The sequence below is a fragment of the Silvimonas iriomotensis genome (assembly GCF_014645535.1).
GTDB lineage: Bacteria > Pseudomonadota > Gammaproteobacteria > Burkholderiales > Chitinibacteraceae > Silvimonas > Silvimonas iriomotensis.
This window is the reverse complement of record NZ_BMLX01000002.1, coordinates 1,082,326-1,089,989: the sequence shown is the minus strand read 5'-3', so window position 1 is coordinate 1,089,989 and position 7,664 is coordinate 1,082,326. Positions and strand designations below refer to the sequence as shown.

General features: G+C 58.4%; 7 protein-coding genes. All 7 read left to right on the top strand.

Annotated elements, in window-relative coordinates; translation table 11 throughout:
* Positions 1–210 precede the first annotated feature (210 nt).
* Entirely contained in the window at positions 211–1,599 is a 1,389-nt protein-coding gene (gene cls / locus IEX57_RS11550) for a cardiolipin synthase (RefSeq protein ID WP_188704455.1), read from the top strand.
* Positions 1,600–1,806: 207 nt separating this feature from the next.
* The gene (locus IEX57_RS11545) at positions 1,807–2,646 is read left to right on the top strand and encodes a ferritin family protein (RefSeq protein WP_188704454.1); all 840 of its coding nucleotides are present in this window, start codon (positions 1,807–1,809) and stop codon (positions 2,644–2,646) included.
* Between the two features lie 4 nt (positions 2,647–2,650).
* On the top strand, positions 2,651–3,154 hold the full coding sequence (gene rfaE2, locus IEX57_RS11540) for a D-glycero-beta-D-manno-heptose 1-phosphate adenylyltransferase (RefSeq protein WP_188704453.1): 504 nt from the start codon (positions 2,651–2,653) through the stop codon (positions 3,152–3,154).
* Positions 3,151–4,494, top strand: a complete 1,344-nt coding sequence (locus tag IEX57_RS11535; RefSeq protein WP_188704452.1) for a mechanosensitive ion channel family protein — start codon at positions 3,151–3,153, stop codon at positions 4,492–4,494. Before rfaE2 ends, IEX57_RS11535 begins: the two co-directional genes overlap by 4 nt.
* Positions 4,495–4,634: 140 nt before the next feature.
* On the top strand, positions 4,635–5,825 hold the full coding sequence (locus tag IEX57_RS11530) for a DesA family fatty acid desaturase (RefSeq protein WP_188704451.1): 1,191 nt from the start codon (positions 4,635–4,637) through the stop codon (positions 5,823–5,825).
* 145 nt (positions 5,826–5,970) lie between these two features.
* Positions 5,971–6,324: a RidA family protein gene (locus IEX57_RS11525; protein WP_188704450.1), complete on the top strand. Its 354-nt coding sequence runs from the start codon at positions 5,971–5,973 to the stop codon at positions 6,322–6,324.
* Positions 6,325–6,564: 240 nt separating this feature from the next.
* Positions 6,565–7,635, top strand: coding sequence for a glycoside hydrolase family 18 protein (locus tag IEX57_RS11520; RefSeq protein ID WP_188704449.1), 1,071 nt, complete (start codon positions 6,565–6,567; stop codon positions 7,633–7,635).
* Positions 7,636–7,664: the final 29 nt, after the last annotated feature.

The following is a 7,664-nucleotide window of genomic DNA, read 5'->3' as shown; positions in this document are numbered from 1 at the left end:
CCGAACAGGACCGTGAAACGACTTAGCGCCGATGATAGTGCGGATTACCCGTGTGAAAGTAGGACATTGCCAGACACCCATATAAAACGCCCGTACAGAGACCTGTACGGGCGTTTTGCTTTTACCCTCCCCGCCTTGCGCGTTCCGCGCGAAATATCTTCACTTCCTTGTTAAGCTTGGTGGCAATCAGAACAATATCCGGATTGCTTCGTGACCTTGACCCTGGCTGTTTCCCTGTTGTGGGCGGTTTATCTGGTGGTGTTGTCGGTGATGATTATCTGGCAGCGTCGCGCCCCTGTTGCGACGCTGAGCTGGATTTTGTCGCTGGCGGCATTGCCGTGGATCGGTTTGATCATCTTCCTCGTGTTCGGGCCGCAAAAGATCAAGCGCAAGCGGCTGCGCCGCGCGGCCAGTAAACAGCGCCTGGGTATCCGCAAACAGGGTGGCGGCAAGGCGCCGCCGGTCTACGCCGCGCAGATGGCGAGAATGAGCCTGGCGACGACCGAAATGCCGCCGGTGACCTGCACCCGTTTTGATTTGCTGGTCGATGGCGGTGCGACCTATGAAGCGATCTTTGATGCTATTGAGGCCGCCACGCGCCAGGTGCATCTGGAGTACTACATCTATGAACCTGACCGCATCGGCACTGCACTGCGTGATCTGTTGATCCGCAAAGCGGGGCAGGGGATTCAGGTACGCTTGCTGATCGACGCGCTGGGCTCAAAGCGCTGTGGCCGCAAGTTTCTCGGGCCACTGACCGCGGCCGGGGTGGAAGTGGCCTTCTTCCACGAGACGTCATTTCGCCGTCTGCGGCCGGTGATCAATATGCGGACTCACCGCAAGCTGGTCATATGTGATGGCGCCATGGGCTTTACTGGCGGCATCAATATCACCGACGAAGAAGACGAGCGCAACAATCCGCAGGCGTTTCATGATCTGCATGTGCGGCTTGAAGGCGCGGTCGTGGAGCAGTTGCAGCAGATTTTTCTGGAAGACTGGTTTTATACAACGGGCGAACGCCCGGAGCCGCTGCCTTATATAGAGCCGCCCGAGGGTGAGCACATTGTGCAGGTGCTGCAATCCGGCCCTGATAACGACTGGGCGCCAATCTACCGGGCGTATCTGGCGGCGATCAACGCCGCAGAAGAACGCATCTTGCTGACGACCCCTTATTTTGTGCCAGACGAAGGCGCGATGGTGGCATTGACCAGTGCCGCACTGCGTGGGGTGGATGTACAGGTGATGGTGCCGCGGCGTAGCGATTCATGGATCGTGACCGAGGCGGCACGCTCTTATTTTGATGAACTGGTGATTGCCGGCGTGCAGGTCTGGGAATACACCGGGCGCATGCTGCACTCCAAGACGCTGGTCGTCGACAAGAAGTATGCGGCGATCGGCACCGCCAATTTTGATAATCGCAGCTTCCGGCTTAATTTTGAGGTGAGTGTGCTGGCCTACGGCGCGACGCAGGCTGACGCGCTGGCGGCGCGCTTTGCAGATGACCTTAAACAGTCAGTGCGCGTGTCCCGGCCCCGCAAGATCTCAAAGCTCTCTGCCTTTGGTGAAGCATGGGCCAGATTGTTCTCGCCGTTGCTGTGATCCGTTTGTCCGGCTGTTTGCGCATCAGGGCCCGCAGGCTACCGTTCCTGCATCACAGTTGTATGACGATATCAAATAAATTGGTAATGCTTCGCATTCGTGGCCATCGCGTTTGAAATGCCTTGCCGTAGGCCGCGTCTGCCTGTCTAATTAGGAAGTTTTGCTTTTTACTTTCTAACTAGAATTGTCGCCGCAGGAGCCGATTGCATGCTTTACCCCCAACTTTTCGCTGATCTGGAAAAAGCCCGCTGGGATATGGCGGACGATATTGCCTGGGATCAGTTCGACGCGAGCAAGTTGAGCGAAGAGCAGGCAGTCACGATCAAGATGAACGCCATCACGGAATGGTCCGCCCTGCCGGCCACCGAGATGTTCTTGCGCGATAATCGCGACGACTCCGATTTCTCTGCCTTCATGTCCATCTGGTTCTATGAAGAGCAAAAGCACTCGCTGGTACTGCAAGAATACCTGCGCCGCTTCCGTCCGGACCTGGCCCCCACCGAAGAAGAGCTGCATGCAGTTCGCTTCGAGTTTGATCCGGCCCCGCCGATGGAAACGCTGATGCTGCATTTCTGTGGCGAAGTGCGTCTGACCCAGTGGTATCGCCGTGCCTCGGAATGGCACACCGAACCCGTCATCAAGCAAATCTACAAAACCCTGTCGACCGATGAAGCCCGCCACGGTGGCGCGTATCTGAAGTACATGAAGCGTGCGATCGACAAACTGGGCGACGAAGCGCGCCTGGCGTTTGCCAAGATCGGTATGCTGATGGCTTCTTCGGCCCGTAGTGGCAAGCCGCTGCACCCGACCAACCTGCACGTGAACAAGGATCTGTATCCGATGGACACCGTGCAAAGCCGCCTGCCGGACCCGGAATGGCTGGAGCGCTGGCTGGATACGCAAATCCATTTTGGCAAGGAATGGGAAGGCCGTGTGGTCGGCGGTATCTTGCGCAACCTGTCGAGTCTGTTTGGCGAAACCTTTGAAACCGCCGCTGATCTGAACCGCTTCCGCAAACAACTGGTCGCCAACCTCGGCCAGGCTTGATTTCATGACTGCACAGCAATATCCGCATCCCGATTTCGAGAAGAAGATCTGCGCGCCGGAGCAACTGGCGGCGCGCATTGCCCAGTTGCAGCGCCCGCTGGTATTCACCAACGGGTGTTTCGACATTCTGCACACGGGGCACGTGACTTATCTGGCGCAGGCCCGCGCGCTGGGCGCCAGCATGATCGTCGCGCTCAATACGGATGAATCGGTCAAACGGCAAGGCAAGGGTGATGACCGCCCGATCAATGATCTGGGCAAGCGCGCCAGCGTGATGGCCGCGCTGGAAAGTGTCAGCCTTGTCACCTGGTTTGATGCGGATACGCCGTATGACCTCATCATGACGGTCAGGCCGGATGTCCTTGTCAAAGGGGGCGACTGGTCGATTGACCGCATTGTCGGCAGCCAGGAAGTACTGGGTTGGGGTGGGCAGGTGCATTCGATTCCGTTCCTGTACCAGACCTCGACCACCGAAACGCTCAAGCGTATCCGCCAGTCTCATCCATGAGCCCGCGTGAGAACCTGGTTGCCGAGCTGATCGGCGACATCAACGAGCATGGCTGGCTGCGACCAGACCTGGTCAGTCAGGCCGGTGTGGTGCTGCTGGCCGTGCTGGTCGGCGTTATCCTGTATTACCTGCTTAAACCACGGGTTACCCGCGACAATTCGCGCTGGCAGTGGTTTGGCCAGGGCGTTATCCGGCTGATTTTCCCGCTGGTGGCGCTGACGGTGACCAAGTTCGGCACGGTGATTCTGGGGATTTTCTTTCCGGGATCGGCGTTCAGGCTGATTGGCGTGGCCGACGTGCTGTTGCTGGCCATGGTCAACATCAGCGTGCTGGCTTATCTGCTGCGCCACGTCTTCAATGAAGCGCCATGGATTGGCCGCTGGGAGCGCCGGATTGCCGCGCTGATCTGGCTGGCCTACGCCTTGCACGTGGTGGGCATCCTGCCTGAGATTGCCGATGCGCTGGATGACATCAGCTTTCATCTGGGCCATCAACGTATTTCTGTGCTGACCATCCTGCAAGGCCTGGCCTCTGTGGCGGCGACGCTGCTGATTGCCATGTGGCTGAGCCGCCTGGCCGAGCGTTGGTTGATGCGCGCGGAAATGCTTGATACCAGCTTGCGGGTCATGCTGACCAAGGTGGTGCAGTCGCTGCTGGTGGTGATTGCCGTGCTGGTGGCCTTGCCGCTGGTAGGGATCGATCCGACGGTGCTGTCGGTGTTTGGCGGTGCGCTGGGTGTTGGTCTGGGTCTGGGTTTACAGAAGATCGCCTCCAACTATGTATCAGGTTTCATCATTTTGCTGGACCGCTCGGTCCGGCTGGGTGATCTGGTGCAGATTGGCGACCGCCAGGGCATTATCTCGCGCCTGACTTCGCGCTATATCGTGCTCAAGAGTCTGGATGGCACCGAGTCTCTGGTGCCGAACGACACGCTGGTGACGTCGACGGTGGTCAATCAGTCATATACCGATCGCAAGGTGTGGACCAAACTGGCCTTCACCGTCGGGTATGAGTCTGATCTGGATCTCGTGCTGCAATTGCTGGTCCAGGCGACGGAAGGTATCGATCGGGTGGTGCAAGACCCCAAGCCGTACCCGTATCTCGATGCCTTTGGCGATAGCGCGGTGAATGTCTCGGTCGGTTTCTGGATCAAAGATCCGGAAAACGGTCAGGGCAGCCTGAAATCAGAGATCAACCTGCGGGTGTGGCGCCTGTTCAAGGCGCACGGTATCAATATCCCGTTCAACCGGCTGGATGTGGTGCATTTCACACCCACCAACAAAACCGCCGGCGATGGTAATTTGACAGGTTATGTTCCGCCAAAGCCCGCCGATGAATGACGAGCGGGTAATTTGCACAACCGGGCGTACGAACGGTTGCGCATTGCAAGCAATTATTCTGTAATATCTGTTCGCCCTTGATCCGTATCAGTAAATTCTGAACAACTTCAAGGGGTTTCTTGTCCTGGAGAGTTTCATAGATGGAATGGCTGAACGGCCTGATCGAAATGCCCTGGTGGGGCTACATCGTGGTGTTGCTGGTGCTGACACATATCACGATTGCAGGGGTCACGATTTTCCTGCACCGCAATCAGACGCACCGCGGTCTGGATCTGCACCCGATTCCCAGTCATTTCTTCCGTTTCTGGCTCTGGCTGACGACGGGCATGGTGACCAAAGAGTGGGTTGCCATTCACCGCAAGCACCACGCCCGCTGCGAAACCGCTGAAGATCCGCACAGCCCGCAAGTGCTGGGCCTGAAGAAGGTCATGTGGGAAGGCGCGGAACTGTACCGCAAGGAATCGAAGAACAAGGAAACGCTGGAGAAGTACGGCGTGGGTACGCCCAACGACTGGCTCGAGCGCAATATCTACACCCCGCACAGCATCATGGGCCCGACCCTGATGGCCATCATTGACCTGAGCTTGTTCGGGGCCAATGGTCTGTGGATGTGGGCTGTCCAGATGGCATGGATTCCGTTCTGGGCCGCTGGCGTGATCAACGGTGTTGGCCACTTCTTCGGCTACCGCAACTTCGAATGTGAAGATGCGTCCACCAACCTGGTGCCTTGGGGCATCATCATTGGCGGCGAAGAACTGCACAACAACCATCACACCTTTGGTACCTCCGCCAAGTTCTCCAACAAGTGGTGGGAGTTCGACCTGGGCTGGGCGTATATCCGCTGCCTGTCGGCACTGAAGCTGGCCAAGGTGCGCAAGGTTGCCCCGCGCATGAAGATGGTCGATGGCCATATGGAACTGGATGAACAAGCGCTGGCTGCCATTATCGCCAACCGCTACACCATCGCGGCCAACTACGCCAAGTCGCTCAAGCACACCGTGGGCGATGAACTGGACAAGCTGCGCGCCAGCGCCAGCCTGCCGCACTTTGACTTCAATCCGGCTCGCCAGATGAAGGTGTGGCTCAAGCAAGATGCCAAGGACACCCCGGTTGGCGATAAACAGCACCTCGATAGCCTGCTGGCTCAAAGCAAGGTGCTCGATCAGGTCTACCAGATGCGCCAGGAACTGACCCGTTTGTGGGAACGCTCCAGCCTGTCGCGTGCTGAACTGCTGACCCACCTGCAAGACTGGTGCGCCCGTGCAGAAGCCAGCGGTATCGCTGCGCTGCAAGAGTTCTCCCAGCGTCTGCGTCGCGTGGCCGCAGTCTGATCCGGACACGTTGAAATACAAAAAGGCGAGCCTGCGGGTTCGCCTTTTTTGTTGTCTGACAGGTTTCGGAGTACTGTCTTGCAGCCGCACCGCGCAAATCTGCCTAAAATCACGTTTTCGTATCGCTGCGCCACAGGGGAACAATATGTCCAGCATTCAGCGTTACCACGTCGGGCCACGCATGTCCGAGATCGTGGTTCATAACAACACCGTGTACATGGCCGGACAGATTGCCGAGACGCTAGAGAAAGACACGCGCGGGCAAACAGAAGAAGCGCTGGCTGCGGTCGATCGCATGCTGGCCGAGGTCGGCTCGGACAAGACCAAGATTCTGAGCGTGACCATCTACCTGCCGGATGTCGTGAACGAATACGACGCCATGAATGCCGCGTGGAGCGAATGGGTGGCCCCGGGCCACACACCGGCACGTACGACGGTGGAAGCCCGCCTGGCAGACCCGCGCTACCGGGTGGAACTGACGGTGATTGCCGCGCTGTAAATGTGCTGGCCGGATGGACCAGAACGGCAAACCAGCTTGCCCCGTGCCTTGTCAGCGCGGGGCAATGTTTTTGGTATAGCCTGCAGCCGCGCTGGTCCTGTCTGCAGCGACGAATGCGGGAACGAAACTTGATCCGGATTGCTCCATTATGTGGCTGCCCGCAGTGCCCGTCGCATAATGCTGGCGACCCCGGTCTGCTGCGCCAGACCTCTTTGAGTCTTCCTTGTGGAGTTGCTGCCCATGTCGAACATTCTGCTGGCTTACTTTGCCGGATGGCGGGACTGGAACCGCCTGCCGCTGATTCGTGATGCCGAGCGCCTGACCCACATTTGTTATGCCTTTGCCAATATCCATGAAGGCAAGGTGGTGTTGCTGACGTCCAAAGAAGATGCAGATGGCCAGGCCCGCAGCGAAGAGGGCATTGCCCGTTTGCACGAACTGCGCAGCGTGAACCCGCGGCTTAAACTGCTGATCTCGATTGGCGGCTGGTCGGCGGACGGTTTTTCTGATGCTGCCCTTACCACCGAATCACGTGAGGTCTTCGCCCAGTCTGCGATTGATTTCATGACCCAGCGCGGTCTGGATGGCATTGATCTGGATTGGGAGTACCCATCCAACGACATGGCCAGCATCAAGGCGCGGCCGGAAGACAAGCACAACTTCACGCTGATGCTGGAAGCCCTGCGCCACAAGCTTGACGCGCTGTCAGACGAACAAGGCCGCGTTGGCAACGCGCGTTACCTGCTGACCATTGCCGCAGGCGCAGGCCAGTATTATCTGGATGGCGTCGAGATGGCCGAAGTGGCAAAGCTGTGCGACTTCGTCAATCTGATGACCTACGACTATTACAACGGCTGGGCCACGCGCGCCGGTCACCACACCAATCTGTACAACACGCCGGGCGATCCGGACGGCGATAGCTGCCAGAAGTCGGTCGACCTGTTTATTGCCAATGGCCTGCCGGCCGACAAACTGGTGCTGGGCTGCGCCTTCTATGGTCGCGGGCTGGATGGCGTGGGCGGGGCTGGCCTTGGCGCGCCGGGCACGCCCAAGAGCAATACCTCGATCGATTACGACGATATCGTGGGCAAGCTGATCCCGGAGGGTGCCACGCGGTTCTGGGATGACGACGCCAAAGCACCGTGGCTGTTGTCCGGCGAGATGTTTGTCAGTTATGAAGATGCCGAATCGCTCGGCCACAAGCTGGCGTTCATTCAGGAACGCAAACTGGCCGGCGCGTTCTTCTGGGAATACAGCCAGGATCACACCGACACACTGTTGTCGACCTTGTGGCAAGGCCTGCGCGACTGAGCGCCCTGGTCGCCGCCAGCAAAAAGCCC

Bases quoted from the DNA above. Each gene is read 5' to 3' on its own strand.
- IEX57_RS11520 (WP_188704449.1), top strand. From the start codon at position 6,565: ATGTCGAACATTCTGCTGGCTTACTTTGCCGGATGGCGGGACTGGAAC.
- IEX57_RS11535 (WP_188704452.1), top strand. From the start codon at position 3,151: ATGAGCCCGCGTGAGAACCTGGTTGCCGAGCTGATCGGCGACATCAAC.
- IEX57_RS11525 (WP_188704450.1), top strand. From the start codon at position 5,971: ATGTCCAGCATTCAGCGTTACCACGTCGGGCCACGCATGTCCGAGATC.
- IEX57_RS11545 (WP_188704454.1), top strand. From the start codon at position 1,807: ATGCTTTACCCCCAACTTTTCGCTGATCTGGAAAAAGCCCGCTGGGAT.
- rfaE2 (WP_188704453.1), top strand. From the start codon at position 2,651: ATGACTGCACAGCAATATCCGCATCCCGATTTCGAGAAGAAGATCTGC.
- IEX57_RS11530 (WP_188704451.1), top strand. From the start codon at position 4,635: ATGGAATGGCTGAACGGCCTGATCGAAATGCCCTGGTGGGGCTACATC.